20 protein-coding genes and 1 riboswitch are annotated in these 19,870 nt (G+C 35.5%); of the genes, 16 read left to right on the forward strand and 4 right to left on the reverse strand.

Translation table 11 applies throughout. The features are described from left to right. Positions 1-116: 116 nt before the first annotated feature. Entirely contained in the window at positions 117-824 is a 708-nt protein-coding gene (gene deoD, locus MHB74_RS07620; RefSeq protein WP_000110707.1) for a purine-nucleoside phosphorylase, read from the reverse strand. 175 nt (positions 825-999) lie between these two features. On the opposite strand from deoD, the gene MHB74_RS07625 reads away from it, so the two are divergent. Next, the gene (locus tag MHB74_RS07625) at positions 1,000-1,788 is read left to right on the forward strand and encodes a hypothetical protein (protein ID WP_061677831.1); all 789 of its coding nucleotides are present in this window, start codon (positions 1,000-1,002) and stop codon (positions 1,786-1,788) included. A 4-nt stretch (positions 1,789-1,792) separates the two neighbouring features. Here the strand turns inward: MHB74_RS07625 and mprF are convergent, their stop codons facing one another. Continuing rightward, positions 1,793-4,375, reverse strand: a complete 2,583-nt coding sequence (mprF, locus tag MHB74_RS07630) for a bifunctional lysylphosphatidylglycerol flippase/synthetase MprF (RefSeq protein WP_061677830.1) — start codon at positions 4,373-4,375, stop codon at positions 1,793-1,795. Between the two features lie 186 nt (positions 4,376-4,561). Here mprF and MHB74_RS07635 point away from each other — a divergent pair, with 186 nt between their 5' ends. The 14 genes from MHB74_RS07635 to MHB74_RS07700 all read left to right on the forward strand — a co-directional run bounded on the left by MHB74_RS07635 (position 4,562) and on the right by MHB74_RS07700 (position 17,601). Next, positions 4,562-4,951 carry a hypothetical protein gene (locus MHB74_RS07635; RefSeq protein ID WP_061677829.1) on the forward strand — a complete coding sequence of 130 codons (390 nt, stop codon included), beginning with the start codon at positions 4,562-4,564 and terminating at the stop codon, positions 4,949-4,951. Positions 4,952-4,972: 21 nt separating this feature from the next. Next, complete coding sequence (locus MHB74_RS07640) at positions 4,973-5,464, forward strand: YpuI family protein (RefSeq protein ID WP_061677828.1); 492 nt, start codon at positions 4,973-4,975, stop codon at positions 5,462-5,464. Positions 5,465-5,569: 105 nt separating this feature from the next. Beyond that, positions 5,570-6,484: a superoxide dismutase gene (locus tag MHB74_RS07645; RefSeq protein WP_000082672.1), complete on the forward strand. Its 915-nt coding sequence runs from the start codon at positions 5,570-5,572 to the stop codon at positions 6,482-6,484. Between the two features lie 111 nt (positions 6,485-6,595). Then, entirely contained in the window at positions 6,596-7,720 is a 1,125-nt protein-coding gene (dacB, locus tag MHB74_RS07650) for a D-alanyl-D-alanine carboxypeptidase DacB (protein WP_061677827.1), read from the forward strand. Next, on the forward strand, positions 7,713-8,309 hold the full coding sequence (gene spmA / locus MHB74_RS07655; protein ID WP_046955232.1) for a spore maturation protein SpmA: 597 nt from the start codon (positions 7,713-7,715) through the stop codon (positions 8,307-8,309). The genes dacB and spmA overlap by 8 nt, the downstream gene beginning before the upstream one ends. Next, the gene (gene spmB, locus MHB74_RS07660) at positions 8,306-8,836 is read left to right on the forward strand and encodes a spore maturation protein SpmB (RefSeq protein ID WP_000029511.1); all 531 of its coding nucleotides are present in this window, start codon (positions 8,306-8,308) and stop codon (positions 8,834-8,836) included. The genes spmA and spmB overlap by 4 nt, the downstream gene beginning before the upstream one ends. Before the next feature lie 289 nt (positions 8,837-9,125). Beyond that, positions 9,126-9,854, forward strand: a complete 729-nt coding sequence (gene rluB / locus MHB74_RS07665; RefSeq protein WP_000440552.1) for a 23S rRNA pseudouridine(2605) synthase RluB — start codon at positions 9,126-9,128, stop codon at positions 9,852-9,854. Between the two features lie 94 nt (positions 9,855-9,948). Continuing rightward, positions 9,949-10,470 (forward strand): thiol-disulfide oxidoreductase ResA, encoded by a 522-nt coding sequence (resA, locus tag MHB74_RS07670; RefSeq protein ID WP_000742201.1) that lies wholly within the window; start codon positions 9,949-9,951, stop codon positions 10,468-10,470. A gap of 121 nt (positions 10,471-10,591) precedes the next feature. Beyond that, positions 10,592-12,217, forward strand: a complete 1,626-nt coding sequence (gene resB / locus MHB74_RS07675; RefSeq protein ID WP_061677826.1) for a cytochrome c biogenesis protein ResB — start codon at positions 10,592-10,594, stop codon at positions 12,215-12,217. 14 nt (positions 12,218-12,231) lie between these two features. Beyond that, on the forward strand, positions 12,232-13,389 hold the full coding sequence (gene resC / locus MHB74_RS07680) for a cytochrome c biogenesis protein ResC (RefSeq protein ID WP_061677825.1): 1,158 nt from the start codon (positions 12,232-12,234) through the stop codon (positions 13,387-13,389). Positions 13,390-13,691: 302 nt separating this feature from the next. Further along, positions 13,692-14,408: a DNA-binding response regulator ResD gene (gene resD, locus MHB74_RS07685; RefSeq protein WP_000426862.1), complete on the forward strand. Its 717-nt coding sequence runs from the start codon at positions 13,692-13,694 to the stop codon at positions 14,406-14,408. Beyond that, a complete protein-coding gene (gene resE / locus MHB74_RS07690; protein ID WP_080467683.1) occupies positions 14,408-16,183 on the forward strand; it encodes a sensor histidine kinase ResE in 1,776 nt (591 codons plus the stop codon). The genes resD and resE overlap by 1 nt, the downstream gene beginning before the upstream one ends. A 137-nt stretch (positions 16,184-16,320) precedes the next feature. Beyond that, complete coding sequence (locus MHB74_RS07695) at positions 16,321-16,902, forward strand: cob(I)yrinic acid a,c-diamide adenosyltransferase (RefSeq protein ID WP_061677824.1); 582 nt, start codon at positions 16,321-16,323, stop codon at positions 16,900-16,902. Between the two features lie 84 nt (positions 16,903-16,986). Then, the gene (locus tag MHB74_RS07700; protein WP_061677823.1) at positions 16,987-17,601 is read left to right on the forward strand and encodes a peptidoglycan DD-metalloendopeptidase family protein; all 615 of its coding nucleotides are present in this window, start codon (positions 16,987-16,989) and stop codon (positions 17,599-17,601) included. Positions 17,602-17,629: 28 nt separating this feature from the next. On the opposite strand, the gene MHB74_RS07705 is transcribed toward MHB74_RS07700, so the two are convergent. After that, complete coding sequence (locus MHB74_RS07705) at positions 17,630-18,316, reverse strand: hypothetical protein (protein WP_061677822.1); 687 nt, start codon at positions 18,314-18,316, stop codon at positions 17,630-17,632. Positions 18,317-18,561: 245 nt separating this feature from the next. After that, a riboswitch (FMN riboswitch) is annotated at positions 18,562-18,701 on the forward strand. Between the two features lie 162 nt (positions 18,702-18,863). Between MHB74_RS07705 and MHB74_RS07710 the strand changes: the two genes are divergently transcribed. Further along, entirely contained in the window at positions 18,864-19,442 is a 579-nt protein-coding gene (locus tag MHB74_RS07710; RefSeq protein ID WP_000810851.1) for an ECF transporter S component, read from the forward strand. 123 nt (positions 19,443-19,565) lie between these two features. On the opposite strand, the gene MHB74_RS07715 is transcribed toward MHB74_RS07710, so the two are convergent. Further along, positions 19,566-19,814 (reverse strand): ferredoxin, encoded by a 249-nt coding sequence (locus MHB74_RS07715; protein ID WP_001151994.1) that lies wholly within the window; start codon positions 19,812-19,814, stop codon positions 19,566-19,568. Positions 19,815-19,870 lie beyond the last annotated feature (56 nt).

A 19,870-nucleotide genomic window follows, 5' to 3' on the forward strand; every position in this document is an offset into this window, starting at 1 on the left:
ATTATAACAAACGTTACAAAAAAGTAGAGGAGAAAATCTGTCTCTTCCGAAAGTAGTTTTTTATAAAAGGTCACATAAAAAGAACTCGACAGACGTATGACGAGTTCTTTAATGTATTATTGTTGAATTGCTGCATCTAAAGCGATTTCAATCATTTCGTTAAATGTAGTTTGACGCTCTTCAGATGTTGTTTCTTCACCAGTGAAGATGTGGTCACTTACTGTTAATACAGATAACGCATTTACACCGTATTTCGCTGCTAATGTGTAAAGAGCAGTTGTTTCCATTTCTACTGCTAGTACACCGTAATCTCCAAGTTTTTTAACCATGTCCATGCTTTCGCGGTAAAATACATCTGCTGTTAAAACGTTACCAACACGAACGTGTAAGCCTTTTTCAGTTCCAGCATCGTAAGCTTTCTTTAAAAGGTCAAAGTTTGCAGCTGGTGCAAAATCAAAACCTGGGAATGTTAAACGGTTCATATTAGAATCCGTACAAGCTGTCATTGCAATAATAACGTCACGTACTTTTACGTCTTTTTGAATCGCACCGCAAGTTCCAACGCGAATTAAATTTTTAACTCCGTAGCTTTGGATTAATTCGTTTACATAAATAGAAATAGAAGGAACACCCATACCTGTACCTTGAACAGATACGCGTTTTCCTTTATAAGTTCCAGTGAAACCTAACATACCACGCACGTTATTATAGCAAGTAACGTCCTCTAGAAATGTTTCAGCGATATATTTTGCACGTAATGGATCACCAGGTAATAGAATAGATTCAGCAATTTCGCCTTGTTTTGCTTCAATATGTACACTCATGAAAAGTCCTCCTTATAATGTATTGATAGAAATCAATATCATTTGCATTATACACTATCAATCCTTTCAATTAAAATCTTTTAATTATTTGTAATATGTGTAAAGCAGGAGGATTTCATAAATCATAATCTAGAATATATATGTAAGAAGTTTTGTATGAACAGAGACAATAAAAATGGTAGGTGATGTTTTGAAAAATCTTGTCATTGGACTTGTTGCTTTGCTTTTTATTGTAGTAGGCGGATTTTACATAAAGAAGTATCAGGAAACTACAGAGACTGTAGGTGATGTTCAGGAAGTAAAATGGGATGTGTCAAATGGAAAAGGAAATGAGAAAGTAGATATTTCGTTTCAATTACTAAATAATAAAAATAACGAAGTTCGTGGTGTGAATGATCAAATTCAGGCAGTTATTGTAGACGGACAATTAAAACATGTACAACAAATGAAACCTACATTTGCAGGGAATGGATCATATAAGGTTTCTTCCAAAATAGTGAAAGATGAAGGATATACAATATTTTTATATGAAGACAAAAATAAGTCTGTGGAATCATTTGCGAAGAAAGATTTTGGGAGAGAAGTAGAGGAGAAAAATAAGAAAAAAGTAAAATTTCCAATCGATAGTGTGCTTACAAAAAAAATAGGGGAGTATGAAGTTTCTTTATTATTTGGTGCCTTGCATCCGAATGAACCAGCGACGTTAACATTTCAATTCCAAGCGAAAAAGGGGGGGGAATTGAAATTACATTCCGAGAGAGGAGAAGTAGAGGCACTCTATATCGTGGACGAAACGAGAGAAAACTTTTTATATGCAATACCTGTTGATACAGATGAGCAATTACAATATCGTATTACATTTCCTGTAGAAGGAACGTATAAAATATGGGGAGATTTCTATATAAATGGTAAGAAATATGAAAAAGAATTTATTGTACAAGTTCAAAAACGAAAAAACAGCTAAATGTTTAGCTGTTTTTTCGTTTTCCTATTAATTTTGTTACAGAGAGCATTGTAATTGGTAAAGAATGATTCTTTCTAAATGCTAAATATTTACCGCTCCATGCTGGTTTATATTTTTCTTTAAAATGACGTAGTCCGCTGAAACTATACGTATAACGAACATTATTAAAGATGGCAGCAGCAACCCGTTCAGACCAGAAAGATTGTGTCGATAAACCGACATTTGAAAGTGGTGCCATACCAATATTAAAGGAATGGTATTCATTTTCTTTGGCCCACTGGAATAGGTGAATGAAAATTGCATCCATAATGCCGCTAGGTGCATCTGGATAATAGCGCATTAAATCAACAGACAATGATCCGTCTTGATATACCGGCATAAAGGTTGTAAATGCGATGATTTTTCCATCCGCATCAGATAATGTAGCGATAGGTGCTCGGCTAATATATTCACGATCAAAGTATCCGAGTGAAAAGCCTTTCTCTTTTTTACCGCCGAGCCATGCCTCTGAAACTTTTTTTAACTCTTCATAAAGTTCATCTGAGAATGGTGGCTGGTGAATAGAGAATGTATAGCCTTCTCTTTCAAAACGGTTGAAAGTCGCGCGCATACCGGCACGTTTTTTTCCTGTTATTGTAAATGTGTTTAAATCAACGACAGCTTCTTCACCAAGCTTAAAGAAGTTATAACCAAAATCATGATATAAACTCATCCATTTACTTTCGATTTGGTAGAATACACAAATGTATCCAAATCGATCAGCCTCAGCTAAAAACTCTTGTAAAACAGTACGATAAGAGGAAGGATCCCCAATTGGATCACCTAGCACAACAAGGCGCTTTCCCGTTATAGAGAAGAGAAGGAGCGCTTTCCCATCACTACTGAAGAAGAATTGTTTATCTCCTAAAAATCCTAAATGACTAAGTACATTTCCATTATGTTCATCTAAGAAGTTTTTCAATCTTTTATCATTCGCTGGTTGCCCGGGAAATTCATTTCGATAACGGTTGGCAATGAGTGAGCCAATCAGTAAAAAAGTAGGAACGAAAAAGGCAGCTGCTAATGCACTTCGTTTCACTTGTGTAATATTACGAACGACAAAATCAGGTTTAAAGGCTTCTTTTGCACCTGCAAATAAAATACCTAAGTTTTTATATAAATATAAAGTTATAAGTAGGAATATAAAAACTTTTACCATATCAGAAAGTGAGACTTCCATTTTCTCGCGTACAAATCTTTTACGAAGCATATATAATACAGCGAGTACAATTAATAAAATAAACGTTTCTTCAATATCAATTCCTTTTAGCGTATTAAAGATTGCTGCTCCGATTAAAGAAATAATCGTCATATAGTAAGAACGTTTTGTTCCATAATATATGCCTCGTGAAAGGATTAGCAGGAGAATACCAAATGTTAGTGATAAACTAAAAGAAAATTGAATAAGAGGTTTTGGAGCTAGAATATGTAAGGCGTGTGCTCTGTTTATACTTGTTGGTAGAATGGTCGATAAAATAACCATTAGTCCAGCAAATACTGTTAAGGCAGCAGATGCCCATGAACCTAATTTTCCTAGAAAATCACGCTGCAAAGTCCATATAACACCAGTTGTTTCTAATGCAGGCGCAATAAAAGGTTTATCTTCAAACTTTTTAATGGCCACGCCTGTCATTTCAAAAGCTGCAAAAATAAGACCAAGGCAGAAAGGTAAAATGTAATAGACGAGGCGATACAATAACATAGCAGGTAGTAATACACCTGTATCAATGCCATACTGTCCGAGTCCAGTTAAAAAGACAAGATCAAATGAACCAAGGCCACCAGGCACAAGACTCACAACGCCAGCTAAAGCAGCAATTACATACACACCTAAGAACTTTTGAAATTCGATATCGATGCCAAATAATATTAATATGACATACATAACAATACCCGCAGATACCCACTCGACTAATGAAACTAATGAGTATAAAACAGTTGGGTTTTTCTCTTCTGCTTCTTCTTGTCCTTCGGTTTGGTTTGTTTTTCTATTTTTAAGTTTAGAAAAGCCGATATATATAGGGACGAAAAGAGCGAAAAAGATAAGAACAGGCCATAGCCACGGTTTTTCATGCAAAATAAAACTTGTGTCTAATATTCCAATAAGACCGAGGAATGAAAGAATGGCTAATCCGTTAATAAAAGCAGTTGTCATCCAGGCGATACTTTTAATAAGTTTGCCATTTTCTTTTATGTATGGACGATAAAGCATTGTGCGTACACCAGCCCCAACGAGACCACCAAATCCAATAAATCCATTTAAAGTATTAGCAATCCATGAGATACGGAAAATCTTTTGGACTGGTATATCAGCTTTTAAATAACGAAGCATAACATAGTCATAAAAGAACATTGTTGATACGGCAAATGCACCAAGTGTAATTGCTAAAAAGACTCCGCCGGTTGGAATGTTTTTAATTGAATTGATTGCTTCTAAAAAAGAAATGCCTGCTAATTCTTTTTTTGCTTGAAAGAATACAATTGTTAATACAACAAATGGGAAGATAAATTTCCCGATTTGTAAGAAACGTTTCCATGAAAACGACATAAATACAACTCTCCTTGTATAAGAAAACTGAGACAATAATATTATTATGACAAACTTCAAGAAAAATAAAAAGGTAAATTCCTGTATAGGGAAGCTATTTTTTGTAAGGGTTATATTTAAAAGAGTATTTCGTTTGTCAGAAAATTAAGTTAAAATAAATTGAAAGAAGGAAGAGAGGGGAAGTAGATGATTATAATAGGTTATGCGGGATATGAGTTAGAGAAAGCAAAACCAAATACATCAGAAGATTTCTTTAATAGATCTGAAGTGACATATATATTAAATAATAAAGAGAGAACTTTTTCCGTTTTATACGTTCGATATTTTGAAGAAGTTTTACAAGAAATTACTCCTTTTGAAGGAAATCCAGTATGTAAAGTAGAAGAACAAGACATATATTTACGGGATATTGTAGCGATATGTTGTTTACTGAAAGAGAATGAGCTTCGCATGCAAAAACGTTTATATTTAAATAATATAGAAGAATTCCAACAATATTTTGATGAGGGAACAGTGGTGAAAGTACAAGAAATATTGGCTGAATTACATAAAAATAAAAGAGTAGAAATAGCGTGAAATGGCAAAGGAGAGGGAAAAATGTCTAATCTGATGGTTGAAAATCAAACAGAACAAGTTTCTATGTTTTTAGAAGATGTTATTACACTGATAACCGATTATGTAAATTATCATACGTTACCTTCTTTATTAGAAGAAACACCAGCAGGGAACGAGCGATATTATAAAGGGTTATTAGCATCAATGAGACGTCTTCTCGTTTTTTGTGAAGAAGGACATGATGCATGTTTTGTTTTGTTAAATAGCCAGCCATTTCGAAAAACAGCAGCTGAAAAAATTTTATATAAAATTTATCATCAAGTAATTGCAGAGTTTTTCTCACCAAAGAGTGATCATTGGTATGAAAATAGTCGGTCTGCCTATACAGGGAAAAACTCCATCGTTTTTCAACAAACGCCACCAGCGTCTGTAGAGCAAGTGATGAAGAGTTTAGAAGGTAAATTTCAATTGATGCGTGAAGAACTAGAATATTATGAGACGGATTACCAAACAAAGATGTTACACAAATATTAATTGCGAAAAAGAAGCTAAGGGGACTTAGCTTCTTTTCCTTTTGTAAAGTTATATAAGGGATTTCCTTTGAATATATTTATGGGGATAGCATTAGGGAGGTGTAACATGAGTCAGCAAGGTGTATTTACAGATTACTTTCATGAAGTAGAAAGCTGGTGTGAAAGTGTTCTTCACGTATTAGATAGCCGTGCAATGGAAGTGTATGATGTCCATATGCTTGCTTATAAAATTCAAACGTTATTAGATCGTATGAAAGAGCATGAGTATGATACAGATGCAGAGTTTATGTATGAGATAAGTGATGATGTAGAACATATTCAGCATCATTTGCAGGAAGTATTCGTGCAAGGAGAAGAGGAATATGAACTATATGAAAGAGGGGATAGTGAACGAGCTGTTCCAATTGGAGGGCATACACTTCCACCATTACCTTATCCGTATAATGCGTTAGAACCTTATATTTCTAGAGAAATTATGATGTTACACCATGATAAACATCATCGCAGTTACGTGGAAGGATTAAATAAGGCAGAGAAGATGATGGAAGAAGCGAGAAAAACGAATCAATTTGATTTAATTAAGCATTGGGAGAGAGAAGCGGCTTTTCATGGATCAGGTCATTACTTACACACGATATTTTGGAATAACATGAAAAAAGATGGTGGCGGAAGTCCAAGAGGGGCTCTTTCACAACAGATTGAGCAAGATTTTGGAAGTTTTTTACGTTTTCAAAAACATTTCACAGAAGCAGCTTCTAAAGTGGAAGGATCAGGATGGGCGATTCTCGTCTGGGTGCCACGATCTGGAAGATTAGAAATTTTGCAGAGTACACTTCATCAATTATTTACACAATGGGATACCATACCGCTCCTCGTACTAGACGTGTGGGAACATGCGTATTATTTACAATACCAAAATCGAAAAGATGAATATATTAAAAACTGGTGGAATGTTGTAAATTGGCCTGATGTCGAAAAAAGATTTGAAAGTGCGAAACAAATTGAATGGACACCGTATTAGACGCAGGTTTTCTGCGTCTTTTTTATTGGGAGGGGCCAGAGATTTCGTTCATATTTTAAAAGGCCAAGCATACACTTGTACAAAAAGTGCCAAAAGGACGTGGGGGGAAATATGAGACGAATTTGTGTAATAATCACGCTTTTTATTATGTACGCAAGCGTTATGCCAATTCCTACATATGCAAAGATGAACAGTAATGTCAGTGCTCGAAATGCTGTATTAATGGAACAACAGTCAGGTCGTGTATTATACGGGAAAGCAGAGCATGAGTCACAAAAAATTGCTAGTATAACAAAAATTATGACAGCGTTGTTAGCTGCTGAATCAGGAAAAATGAAAGAAATGGTACCAGTTAGTAATGAAGCGGTGAGAGTAGAAGGCTCAGCAATTTATTTAAAACCTGGACAGAAAGTGAAGTTAGAGGATTTAGTATACGGACTCATGCTTAGATCTGGTAATGATGCAGCACAAGTAATTGCTGAAAATGTAGGAGGGAGTATAGAAGGGTTCGTATATTTAATGAATGAAAAGGCGAAACAAATTGGAATGAAAGATACTCACTTTTCAAACCCACATGGTTTGGATGGAGATGGATCCCATTATTCGTCGGCCTATGATATGGCACTTTTAACGAAGTATGCAATGGGGAATGAAACCTTTAAGAAGATTTTTGGGACAAAAACGTATAAATCAGATTCGTGGGATTATCCGTGGAAAAACAAACATAAACTCGTGACGTCTTATTATGAATTTGCGACAGGAGGAAAAACAGGTTTTACGAAGAAAGCAGGACGGACACTTGTTACAACAGCATCAAAAGATGGACTAGATCTAATTGTCGTAACTTTGAGCGCTTCTAGCGATTGGGATGATCATATGAATTTATTTGATAAAGGTTTTGAACGTTTCAAGCAAACGAACGTTGTAGGACAAGGAGCTCTTGCTGAAATAACTGAAAAGAAATATGCCAATCATGTTTATACGAAAAATAGTTTTGCGGTGCCATTAACTGAGCAAGAAAGAAAGGATGTCGTATTAAAAGTTGAACTCGATAAAAGTGCAAAACTTAAGGATGGCGTAAAGGTTGGGAAGACAGAAATTTATGTCGGCAATGAGAAAGTTGGAGAACGGAATTTATTTTATAGTAAACGAAAGTTAGTAGCTACAACGGGAATGTACTGGAATAATGTGAAAGAAATTTTTTCTCATATGATAGGTGTTGGGAGCGATGGTTAATCTCGTATGGGTAGCGATGGCAGTCATAGGGATCGTATATGCCATGATAAATGGAACGATGGAAGCAATAAATAAAGCTGTATTTGACGGAGCAAAAGACGCAGTAACAATTTGTATAGGACTCATTAGTGTTTTAGTATTTTGGCTTGGTTTAATGAAAATTGCAGAGGAAGCAGGGTTGTTAAAAAAGTTAGTGACACTTTTTATGCCGATCGTAAAAAGATTATTTCCAGAAATACCGAAAGATCATCCGTCAATGGGATTTATTTTATCGAATATGATGGCAAACTTTTTTGGATTAGGGAATGCAGCGACCCCTCTTGGTATTAAAGCGATGGAACAATTGAAAGAATTAAATGGAGGGAAGGATTCGGCGAGCCGTTCTATGGTAACGTTTCTCGCGTTAAATACATCAGCGATTACTTTAATTCCTACTACTGTCATTTCGATTCGAATGACGTATGAATCAGCGAATCCTACTGAAATTGTAGGGGTAACTTTCATTGCACAAGTACTCTCTATGATCGGAGCAATTTGGATTGACCGCTATTTTTACCGAAGAAGGAGTAGGAAGGGGCGGAAGAAATGAGTATTGTCAATACGATATCATTATGGGTAATCCCTTGTGTAATTGGTTTTATCCTTTTATATGGCACGATAAAGAAAGTGCCAACCTATGAATCGTTCGTTGAGGGAGGAAAAGAAGGAATTCAAATTGCAATCTCCATTTTACCATTTATGGTTGGGATGCTCGTATCTATTTCAATATTTCGAGCTTCAGGTGCATTAGATGCAATGATATCAGTAATGAAGCCGATGTTAGATTTAATTCATGTCCCAGCAGAAATCGTTCCACTAGCACTTATACGCCCTATTTCGGGCTCTGCTGGTTTAAGTATTACGACCGATTTAATTGCCACATATGGGCCAGACTCGTTTATTGGAAGATTGGCTTCTACGATGCAAGGGAGTACAGATACGACTTTTTATATTTTAACAGTATACTTCGGTGCTGTTGGAATTAGAAAAATGGGAGATGCATTAAAAGTAGGACTTTTTGCCGATTTAATCGGAATTATATGTTCAATTGTGTTTGTTTCTTTAATGTTTAAGTAAGGCTATTCATTTTTTATGCTATTTCGCTTATAATACGTATACGACCACTATTAAGGTGTTGCTTAATAGTGGTTTTTTTATGCGGTATTTTTGACAAAATGATGAACTTTTATTGTGAGCAATATGAAGAATATGGACAATAATAAAAGGTAAAAACATGATTTGCCCTTTATATGTTTATTATCATCGCTATGTTGTTTAAGTAAGATGAAGCGAAAAGCCGTCAAGTGTATGCGGTTGCCAAGTCTTTCTAATGTAAGGTAAGATAAATTCGAGGTGAAAAAAAGAAATGGAACGATTACAAAAAGTGATTGCGCAAGCAGGTATTGCATCGAGAAGAAAGGCTGAGGAATTAATTCAGCAAGGAAAAGTGAAAGTTAACGGAAAAATAGTGAAGGAGTTAGGAACGAAAGTCACTCCTCAAGATAAAGTAGAAGTAAATAACATCCCTCTTGAAAAAGAAGAACCTGTTTATTTTTTACTATATAAACCAACTGGCGTAATTTCAAGTGTATCAGATGATAAAGGAAGAAGTGTTGTAACAGACTTTTTCCCTGAAATTAGACAACGTTTATTCCCAATCGGCCGCTTAGATTATGATACGTCTGGCGTATTATTGATGACAAATGATGGGGAATTTGCAAATGTATTAATGCATCCGAGATATAAAGTTGAAAAAACGTATGTTGCAAAAATTAAAGGGCCATTAACAGGTGAGAAAATTCGCATGTTAGAACGAGGTGTTGCATTAGAAGATGGAAAAACAGCACCAGCACAAGTGAAAATTATTTCTTGGGACAAGCGTAAAGAGACTGCGATTGTACAATTAACGATTCATGAAGGACGTAATCGTCAAGTACGCCGCATGTTTGAAGCGTTAGATTGTAAAGTAGTGAAACTAAAGCGTGAACGCTACGCCTTTTTAGAAGTGGGTAGCTTGCGCCCTGGTGATGCTAGAGAATTGTCACCACATGAGGTGAAACAATTACGTGCATTGGCTTCTACAAAGCCACGCTAATCAATAGTGTGAAACTTTCACCAGTGGAATGCTCCGCTGGTGATTTATTAAAAAATACATATATTCATCACTCGTCGAAGAGAGGGGAGACAATATGAAGAAAAATCGCTTATTATTTCGTGTTATTATTCTACTCATTTTATGCGGTGCTGTAGGATTTACACTTTATCAAGGGTATTTCACTAAAGAAGAGAAAATGCAAATCGGAAAAGAAGCACCTAATTTTGTTGTGACAGATTTAGAAGGAAAAAAAATTGAACTAAAAGATTTAAAGGGAAAAGGTGTATTTTTAAACTTTTGGGGCACTTGGTGTAAACCGTGTGAGAAAGAAATGCCTTATATGAACGAATTATATCCAAAGTATAAAGAAAAAGGCGTTGAAATTATTGCGTTAGATGCAGATGAAACGGATATTGCTGTTAAGAATTTTGTGAAACAATACGATCTTAAGTTCCCAGTCGCAATTGATAAAGGTGGAGAAATTATAAAAACGTATGGAGTAATACCGTTACCAACAAGCTTCTTGATTGATAAGGATGGTAAGGTGATTCAAGAGATTAAAGGTGAACAAACGATAGAACAATTGGAAGAGTATTTAAAGAAAATTACTCCGTAATAAAGAAAGCCTTTACATACGAGGCGCTTACCTATAGCGCCTTCGGTTTAAAAATTCTGAGTATTGCGGTAACTCGAGGTTAGAATATACAATAGTACATATAGATACAGGGGCGGTGAGAGTGTTGAAAGAAATTAAGTGTGAATGTGGACATGTTAATCCAATAGGAACTGTTTTTTGTGAGGCTTGTGGGAAACCATTTGAAAGCAATGAAAATATAAAACTATTGGATATGCGCTATGAGGGGAGTGCTCGGAGATCTCTCACGCAAACAAAAACGATAGTCGATAAAATTTGGAGCTTTTTCTCTTCTGTAAAAGTGGGGGTATGGCTCATTGTAATCACTTTAGCTGCATCAGCGATAGGAACTATTTTTCCGCAAGAAATGTACATAACTCCAGGGATTGCACCAGCTGAATATTATAAGCAAGAATACGGATTTTTAGGGCAATTATACTATCAATTAGGATTTAATAATTTATACGGTTCATGGTGGTATATGATTTTAATTGCTTCAATTGGTATTTCACTTGTGATATGCAGTTTAGATCGTGTTATTCCGCTTTATAAAGCCTTAAAGAAGCAAGGGGTGAAAAGACACCCTAGCTTTTTAAAGAGACAAAGATTATACGGCACTGGTACACCGCAAGATGGTGATTTGGAAAAAATCCAAATGAATTTAAAGAAAACGAACTATAACGTGAAAGTGGAAGACGGTAACATTTTAGCTGAAAAAGGACGGTTTTCACGCTGGGGTCCATATGTGAATCATATCGGTCTCATTATATTTTTATTCGGTGCAATGCTCCGTTTTTTACCGAGTATGTACGTAGATGAAGCGCTTTGGTTACGTGATGGTGAAACGAAAGAAATACCTGGAACGGATGGGCAATACTACTTAAAAAACGAGAAGTTTATAAAGGAAGTTTATGATAAAAGTAAGGACAAGGAAGTTTTTGATGAAGCGATTGATCGTGTAGGCGATAAGATGATTGCAAAAAACTTCCAAACGAATGCTGTATTGTATAAAGTGGTCGGCGAAAATATAGCAGGACAAAAACCAAAATTAGAAAAAGTAAAAGAAGCGGAAATTCGAGTAAATGAGCCAATGAAATTTGATCAATTTGCTGTTTATCAAGTGGATTACAAAGAAAGTGAATTTAAAAGTATGTCCTTTAACTTGCAAAACAAAGAAAATAATCAAAAGTGGGGACCGATTAAAGTTGATTTAACGAATCCTACAGAAAAATATGATTTAGGAAACGGTTATTCTTTAGAACTATTAAGCTATTTCCCTGATTTTTATTTTGATGAGAGTGGAAGACCAAATACAAAAACGAAATTACCAAACAACCCTGCATTTGTGTTTAAAATGTTTACGCCTGAAACACCAGATGGTGAAGTGAGTTTTGTTGGTATTCAGCAAAATATAGAACCTGATGGAAATAATAAATATAAAATGTCGTTTGCAGGTGTGGAAATGCAAAATGCAACAGCACTTACTGTAAGGAAAGATTTAACGCTTTGGATTCTCGGTATTGGAGGATTTATATTTATGGTTGGTGTCATTCAAGGGATGTATTGGAATCATCGCCGTATTTGGATACAACGCGTTAATGATGAATGGTGGATTGCAGGACATACGAATAAAAATTGGTTCGGTTTAAAGAAAGATATTGAAAGAGTACTAGAAGGTACAACAATTCCGCAGCCAAGCGATAAAGTAGTGGATAAAAAAATTAGTTAAGGTGGGGAAACGATATGGTGCAAATAAGTAGTAACTTTCTCTTTACCGCATTTATTTTATATTTAATTGCAACTTTATTTTTCGGAGGAGCAATTAAAGAAAAAGGTCATAAATGGGCAAATATAGGAATAACGATTACAATCTTAGGGTTTATTGCACAAACAGTATATTTTGTTACGAGGTGGATTGCATCAGGACATGCACCGGTTAGTAACTTTTTTGAATTCGGTACATTTTTCGGTATGATGCTTGTCGGAGCATTTATTGTCATGTATTTTATGTATCGCGTAAGCATAATCGGACTCTTTGCATTACCAGTTGCACTTTTATTAATTGCCTATGCAAGTATGTTTCCGAGGGAAATATCTCCGCTTATTCCTTCTTTAAAAAGTAATTGGTTACATATTCACGTAACGACTGCAGCAGCAGGACAAGCAATTTTAGCAATTAGTTTTATTACGGGCGTTATGTATTTATTGAAGAATGTAGATCAATCAACGAGAAGTAAACGAACATTTTGGTTAGAAGCGGTCGTGTTCACACTTGTTTGTACAGTTGGATTTATTGGAGTAACAACAGTATTTTCTAGTATGAAATATGAAGCGAAGTTTCAATGGGTTGATAAAAATGAACAACAAGTGGAAATGAAGTACAACCTTCCGGCTTTAGTGGGACCACACGAAGGAAAGTTATTGACAGAAAATAAATTCGAGCCGACAGTTGAAGTTCCAGCGATTGTAAATGCGAAAAAATTAAATACTGTAATTTGGTCTGTGTTAATAGGAACTTTACTTTATATCGTATTAAGACTTGTTTTACGGAAACGAGTCTCAGCGGCGCTTCAGCCGTTAGTGAAAAATACGAATAGTGATTTGTTAGATGAAATTGGATATCGATCTATTGCAATTGGATTCCCAGTTTTCACATTAGGTGCATTAATTTTCGCCATGATTTGGGCTCAAATAGCGTGGACACGTTTTTGGGGCTGGGATCCAAAAGAAGTTTGGGCGCTTATTACTTGGCTCTTTTATGCGGCGGTATTACATTTACGTTTATCAAAAGGGTGGCATGGAGAGAAGTCAGCGTGGTTAGCGGTAATTGGTTTTGCAATCATTATGTTTAACTTTATTGTAGTAAACTTAATTATCGCGGGTTTACATTCATACGCATAGAGAAATAAAATAGGAGAGTGAATGTCACTTTCCTATTTTATTTTTGTCAACTTTTCTTCTTTTTTGAGAAAAACATGACAAAGTAGCGGTTGATTTTGTAAAATGATGTCGAGGACATTATATACTGTTCAAAAAAAATACATAGTTTTGGAAAAAAATTGAACAAACTTTATTATTCTTGTGAAGCATAATATGGAAAGTGAAACATTTAGAAGATTGCTTAAATAAACGAGAATAGCGCAACATACTAGTGTAGAAGGGTAGGTGTAAACCGTTGTAGTAAAAATACGCAACGGGTAGAAATGGAAAATGAATCAAGAATTTTAATTGTAGACGATGAGGATCGTATTCGTCGTTTGTTGAAAATGTATTTAGAAAGAGAACAATACACAATTGAAGAAGCAGACAATGGCGATACAGCTTTAGAAATGGCGTTACAAAATGATTACGATTTGATCCTATTAGATCTTATGATGCCTGGTAAAGATGGTATTGAAGTGTGTAAAGGGGTTCGTGAGAAGAAAGCGACGCCAATTATTATGCTGACAGCAAAGGGTGAAGAGGTAAATCGAGTACAAGGGTTTGAGGTAGGAACTGATGATTATATTGTGAAACCATTTAGCCCACGTGAAGTAGTGCTTCGTGTGAAAGCGGTCTTACGACGTTCTGTACCAACAACATTCTTTACACAAGATACAACGACAAAAGACGTTACTGTGTTCCCTCATTTAACAATTGATAATGATGCACACCGTGTTACAGCAGATGGTAATGAAGTGAACTTAACACCGAAAGAGTATGAATTACTATTATTCTTAGCGAAAGCGCCTGATAAAGTATTTGATCGTGAGCAATTGCTAAAAGAAGTATGGCAATATGAATTCTTCGGAGATTTACGTACAGTTGATACGCATGTAAAGCGTTTACGTGAGAAGTTAAGCAAAAAATCACCAGATGCTGCAAAGATGATTGTTACCGTTTGGGGCGTAGGTTACAAGTTTGAGGTTGTGAACGACTGATGCTTTGGAGAAGTGTAGTAGGGAAGTTATGGATGACCATATTACTTCTCGTTTCGTTTGTGCTTGGATTTGTTGCGATTTTACTTTCACAGTTTTTTAGAACATATTATGTTGATATGAGTGAAGCTAGGCTTCAAAAGGTTGCAACAAGTGTTTCAGAGTTAATTGAAGAAGGCGCCGATGTAAAAACGATTGAGAATATCGCGTACAAATTCTCTGATCCTCTTTCAAGGATTATTATTGTAGAAGATGGTAAAGAAATCTCTTCTTCGCCGAAACAAGAAGGGTTAGTTACTCTTACAATGGATGATTTGAAAGAAGATAAAGAATTAGCGGCTGTTTTTACAGACAAAAAAGAAATTAAGAATAACATTAGAAAAGCCTCTAATAGTAGAAAGAATAAAAACACTGAAAATGATATTATGATTGTCGGAAAACCAGTGCAGTCGAAAAATCAAAGTGCAGTGTTCGTATACGAATCTTTAAAAGTTCCGATACAAGGTATGGAGAGAACGACTGATTTTATATTCTTATCAGCAGGGATTGCGATTATATTAACAACTTTCTTTGCATTCTTCTTATCTACTCGAATTACAGCACCACTCCGAAAAATGCGTGAGGTTGCTTTTGAGGTGGCGCGTGGGAAGTTTGATGCGAAAGCTCCTATGGTATCCCAGGACGAGATTGGTGAGCTTGCAACAGCCTTAAATCAAATGGGAAAACAGTTGAAGTTTAATATGAATGCTCTGCAGCAAGAAAAAGAACAGTTAGCTAGTATTTTAAGTAGTATGGCAGATGGGGTTATTACGTTAAATCAAGAAGGTGAAGTCGTTGTAATCAATCCACCGGCTGAACATTTCTTACAAGTTTGGCAAGAAGAAAAAGAAATAGAGCTAAGTAAAAAGCTACCTTCTGAACTTGTTGAACTATTCCATCTCGTTGTAGAAAGTGAACAACAACAAGTAGTTGAAATTAACTTACAAAAAGGGAACTATGTAGTTCTTATGACGCCGCTTTACAACCAAACGAAAATTCGCGGGGCGGTAGCTGTATTGCGTGATATGACGGAAGAACGTCGTCTTGAGAAAATGCGTCAAGACTTTATTGCGAACGTATCACATGAACTCCGTACACCGATGGTAATGCTTCAAGGATATAGTGAAGCGATTTTAGATGATATTGTGCAAACGAAAGAAGAAATTAATGAGTTTGTTCAAATCATTTATGATGAATCCGTTCGTTTAGGTAAACTTGTAAATGAATTATTAGATTTAGCGCGTATGGAAAGTGGTAATGTAGAGTTACATATAGGTGAGGTTGATATTCATCCTTTCGTTGAAAAAATAGGCCGTAAATTCCAAGGAATTGCAAAGGATAAAGAAGTCGCATTAACGGTTGATTTCCAAAATCCAATTGAGCAATACCCGTTTGATGCAGATCGTATGGAACAAGTATTGACGAATTTAATTGATAACGCAATTCGTCATACGAATGCAGGTGGACATGTAACGCTTGTAATTGATATGAAAAATAATGGTCTTATTTTTGAAGTACAAGATTCGGGTGCTGGCATTCCAGAAGAAGATATTCCATTTTTATTCGATCGTTTCTACAAAGCTGATAAAGCAAGAACACGTGGGAAAAAAGTTGGAACCGGACTCGGGCTTGCGATTGCAAAAAATATTGTACAAGGCCATGATGGCAAAATTGCTGTTTCAAGTGTTGTTGGAGAGGGAACTACATTCTCTGTATATTTACCCAATCGTATAATTTAGATATACGTTTTTAAAGTTGATAATGAATAAAGTTCTACTGTTTTTTATTTTTTTGTAAAATCAATTAAATAAATAATAGTAGAACTTTTTTTCTATCTTAGTCGAATGAAGAATAATAAGAGGGGTGTCGTGAAGCGATGAAATTATACACGAAAACAGGAGATAAAGGGACAACAAGTGTAATAGGCGGCAGAGTGGATAAAGATAATATCAGAGTTGAAGCATATGGCACGATAGATGAGGCGAATTCTCATATTGGATATGCAATGACGAAGCTACAAGGCGGGTCTTTCGGAGAAATTTACAATGAACTTGAAAATATTCAACATGAACTATTTGATTGTGGGGGAGATTTGGCGGTAGTAGAGAGGAAAAATCCTTATAAAGTAACGATTGAAATGGTCGAAAGCTTAGAAAGAAGGATTGATTCGTATATAGAAGAAGCCCCGCCGTTAGAGCGCTTTATTTTACCAGGTGGAAGCGAAGCGGCAGCTGCTATTCATATGGCACGTACAGTTGTAAGGCGAGCAGAACGCTGTATAGTATCCTTGCAAAAAGAAGGGGAAATAAATGAAGTTGTTCTAAAGTATGTAAATAGATTATCTGATTATTTGTTTGCGGTAGCTAGAATAGTAAACGCTCGATTACAAGTAAAAGATGTGGAGTATAATCGCAGTGCAATCGTTTTTCGTGATAAAAAAGAGAAGGAAGTGGAGTGATTCACTTTCTTTTTTTGTATACTTTTTTCTGTAATATACCAAAATAGAGAAGGTATGGTGTTAATTAGAAAACGGAGGATGTATATGAAAGTGTTAAAATATGGTGTCATGTTATTGATAGTACTGTTTTTATCTCAATTACATGTGTACGCAGAGGGAAATCAATGGACATGGCCTGTTGAAGGGCAGATAAGTGATTATTTTGGGACAAGGCACGGAAAACACTACGGTATAGATATAGCGGCACCGATTGGCGCGCCTGTGGCAGCTATTCAAGATGGTAAGGTAACAAAGTCTTATTATTCAAGTAGTTATGGAAACGTTGTATTTATTAAACATGGAGAATATGAGGCCGTGTATGCACATTTAAATAAGAGATATGTAGTTCAAGGGGATTATATTTCAAAAGGAGAAATAATTGGAGAAGTAGGAAATACAGGAGAATCGAGAGGTGCACACTTACATTTAGAAGTTCATCAAGGGAGATGGACGATGGCGAAAAAGAATGCGATGAATCCATTGCTTGTTTTACATGAACAGAGAAATGAAGTCGTTTCCTCATCCTTATATGTCGTCCAAAAAGGGGACACTTTAGTTAGTATTGCACGGAAATTTAGTATGTCAGTTAAGGAAGTTAAAGAAAAAAATGGACTGCAGCAAGATCGGATTTATCCAAATCAACAATTATACGTAAAGTAAAGAAGAGCTAGTTTAACTAGCTCTTCTTTTACCAAAAAATAAAGACACATATAAATCCAGAAATAGCTAAGTAGCTATATAAGTAAAATACTTTTGTTCTTGTTTTTTCGTTTGTCCGAAACAGTACAATTGTTGGTTCAATTAAACCGATTGTCAAACAAAGTAGACCAAGAAGCATACAACCGATTGAAATGGAGTACAGGGCAATTTGTGGTGCTTGAAATGGAATCATCCATTTTAATAAAAATGCAATAAGTGCAGTGTAGCAAATGCTGCCGATGTATTTATTCAACGGTGCATTAGAACGGAACCCTGGAAGTTTTTTTAAGAAAGAGCGGGAAACAACTTCAGTTTGTAAAGATGTATGCTCTTCAATTATTTTTTGAGCTTCTTTTCCTTTTTGGAAAAGGGATAATATCCAGTTTCGCTCCCCTTGAAAAATAAATTGTGAAGTTGTCAAGTAGTGATCAATCTTCACTTTATTCCAACTCTTCCACGGATGACGCTCACACAATTTTAATTTACTCTCTGTTTTTTTATCATACTGATAAATACTGATGCCATCTTCATCGAAAGCAGCATAGTATGTCTCGCTTGAGAATGTGCCTAAATCAATTGGACAGTGGAAAAGTAATTCTTTTTTTAAGTAAAAGTATTCTTTTCTTAAGTTTTTTTTCATTGCTTCTCGAATAGAGTGTCTCTTTTCTTTCTTCATGACATTTCCTCCATAATCCAGAAAATGTTCTTATCTTAACAATTCAACATCTTATCACTTTTAACTATATATGACTAGTGGATTCATAGGAGAAATGCCTAATACTAAAAAATATGGGGTGTATTGTAAAGTATAGTGATTGGTTTCGATTATATAAAATTAATAACTTATTTTTAATAAGTTACACTTTTTTTGTTCACAACACGATCATGTTGTTGTATAATGAAGTGGAAAATAGAATATCGGTCTATCTTCGGGGCAGGGTGAAAATCCCGACCGGCGGTGATGAACTATATGTGATTTTGTTCTAAGCCCGCGAGCCGTTAAGGCAGGATTTGGTGTGATTCCAAAGCCGACAGTATAGTCTGGATGGGAGAAGATGGAGGTTCAAGCGTTCAAAAAAGATATCGATTTGAACGTCTGTTTGATGTGCCTTAAATTCTCCCTTTGTGTAAAACACAAAGGGTTTTTTCGTTCTATGAAAAAGTAGGCATAGCAGAACCTTTCCACTTTCCATGAGAAGATCGATGGAAAAGGAGAGAGAAAGATGAAACAAAAAAACAGTGTAGTGCAGATGGTGAGTGTAGCGATGCTAAGTAGTATTGCATATTTACTGATGATGTTGGATTTCCCGTTTCCAGGGCTTCCGCCATTTTTAAAAATTGATTTTAGTGATGTACCAGCTTTAATTGCTGCGATTATTTTTGGACCAGTTGCAGGGATAATTGTAGAGGCGATAAAGAATATTTTACATTACGGGATTCAAGGGAGTTTAACGGGAGTACCAGTTGGAGAAATTGCCAACTTTATTGCAGGATGTTTATTTATTGGACCGGCAGCTTTCTTATTTAGAAAGTATCGTACTGTTAAGAGTTTAACGACAGGATTAATGCTAGGGACAATTACAATGGCGCTCATCATGAGTGTATTAAATTACATCATTATATTCCCAGCTTACACTTGGTTTTTAAATTCACCAGCTATGTCTAGCGAGGCTATAAGAACAACGGTTGTAACGGCAATCTTACCATTTAATTTGATTAAAGGAATTGTTGTGACAATTGTATTTGTAGCGTTATTCTCACGCCTGAAAGTATGGGTGTTTGCAAAAATGAAAAATGCATAAAATATAAAATAAAACCATTAGTAGTATGGAACTACTAATGGTTTTTTATTAAATAGAATGAAAATAGAAAACAAAAAATATCCCTCATATTAATGAGGGATATTTTTTGAAGTTAATAAAAAACTATTCGAATTTTAAAGAGTCGCCGTCGAATGATTCGTCAGCAACTTTAATTGAGTCAGTTGGACAACCTTCGAATGCATCCATCATATCTTCAATTAATACATCTGGAATTTCAACGATACCTTGGTTATCGTCTAACGTTACAAATGCAATACCTTCATCATCATAATCATAAATGTCTGGTGCAGCAGCGCCGCAAGCACCACATGCGATACAAGTATCTTTATCAACGATTGTATATTTTGCCATCTTTTTTCCCTCCTGATAATATGTATGTGAAAAGCTCGCCATAAAAATTATAACCT

It is taken from the genome of Bacillus sp. FSL K6-0069, from assembly GCF_038007785.1.
Lineage (GTDB): Bacteria > Bacillota > Bacilli > Bacillales > Bacillaceae_G > Bacillus_A > Bacillus_A mobilis.

Bases quoted from the DNA above. Each gene is read 5' to 3' on its own strand.
- deoD (WP_000110707.1), bottom strand. From the start codon at position 824: ATGAGTGTACATATTGAAGCAAAACAAGGCGAAATTGCTGAATCTATT.
- MHB74_RS07625 (WP_061677831.1), top strand. From the start codon at position 1,000: ATGGTAGGTGATGTTTTGAAAAATCTTGTCATTGGACTTGTTGCTTTG.
- mprF (WP_061677830.1), bottom strand. From the start codon at position 4,375: ATGTCGTTTTCATGGAAACGTTTCTTACAAATCGGGAAATTTATCTTC.
- MHB74_RS07635 (WP_061677829.1), top strand. From the start codon at position 4,562: ATGATTATAATAGGTTATGCGGGATATGAGTTAGAGAAAGCAAAACCA.
- MHB74_RS07640 (WP_061677828.1), top strand. From the start codon at position 4,973: ATGTCTAATCTGATGGTTGAAAATCAAACAGAACAAGTTTCTATGTTT.
- MHB74_RS07645 (WP_000082672.1), top strand. From the start codon at position 5,570: ATGAGTCAGCAAGGTGTATTTACAGATTACTTTCATGAAGTAGAAAGC.
- dacB (WP_061677827.1), top strand. From the start codon at position 6,596: ATGAGACGAATTTGTGTAATAATCACGCTTTTTATTATGTACGCAAGC.
- spmA (WP_046955232.1), top strand. From the start codon at position 7,713: ATGGTTAATCTCGTATGGGTAGCGATGGCAGTCATAGGGATCGTATAT.
- spmB (WP_000029511.1), top strand. From the start codon at position 8,306: ATGAGTATTGTCAATACGATATCATTATGGGTAATCCCTTGTGTAATT.
- rluB (WP_000440552.1), top strand. From the start codon at position 9,126: ATGGAACGATTACAAAAAGTGATTGCGCAAGCAGGTATTGCATCGAGA.
- resA (WP_000742201.1), top strand. From the start codon at position 9,949: ATGAAGAAAAATCGCTTATTATTTCGTGTTATTATTCTACTCATTTTA.
- resC (WP_061677825.1), top strand. From the start codon at position 12,232: ATGGTGCAAATAAGTAGTAACTTTCTCTTTACCGCATTTATTTTATAT.
- resD (WP_000426862.1), top strand. From the start codon at position 13,692: ATGGAAAATGAATCAAGAATTTTAATTGTAGACGATGAGGATCGTATT.
- resE (WP_080467683.1), top strand. From the start codon at position 14,408: ATGCTTTGGAGAAGTGTAGTAGGGAAGTTATGGATGACCATATTACTT.
- MHB74_RS07695 (WP_061677824.1), top strand. From the start codon at position 16,321: ATGAAATTATACACGAAAACAGGAGATAAAGGGACAACAAGTGTAATA.
- MHB74_RS07700 (WP_061677823.1), top strand. From the start codon at position 16,987: ATGAAAGTGTTAAAATATGGTGTCATGTTATTGATAGTACTGTTTTTA.
- MHB74_RS07705 (WP_061677822.1), bottom strand. From the start codon at position 18,316: ATGAAGAAAGAAAAGAGACACTCTATTCGAGAAGCAATGAAAAAAAAC.
- MHB74_RS07710 (WP_000810851.1), top strand. From the start codon at position 18,864: ATGAAACAAAAAAACAGTGTAGTGCAGATGGTGAGTGTAGCGATGCTA.
- MHB74_RS07715 (WP_001151994.1), bottom strand. From the start codon at position 19,814: ATGGCAAAATATACAATCGTTGATAAAGATACTTGTATCGCATGTGGT.